Source organism: Schumannella sp. 10F1B-5-1 (assembly GCF_006517535.1).
In the GTDB taxonomy this organism is placed as follows: domain Bacteria; phylum Actinomycetota; class Actinomycetes; order Actinomycetales; family Microbacteriaceae; genus Schumannella.
In genome coordinates, this window is sequence record NZ_VHQH01000109.1 from 1 (window position 1) to 213 (window position 213).

The 213-nt window shown below is 71.8% G+C and carries 1 pseudogene; it reads left to right on the plus strand.

Features of this window, described 5'->3' with window-relative positions:
• Positions 1 to 213: pseudogene (locus FJ658_RS16325) on the plus strand (sugar ABC transporter substrate-binding protein); the annotation flags it as partial.

The window sequence follows — 213 nt, forward strand, 5'->3', positions numbered from 1 at the left end:
GTGGTCGACGGTCTCCGATCCGCGGGCAAGGACCCCGCGACGTCCACCGTGTACTTCGTGGGAGGCGACCCGAGCGACACGAGTTCGGCGTCGGTGCGCGCAAGTGCGGCCGCGGTGCTGATCGCCGCGGGGGTCGAGACCTCGTCGTCCTTCGACGGCTCGGGCGACCCGCAGGACACCGCGCACCGCTTCGCCCAGCAGCTGGATGCGAAG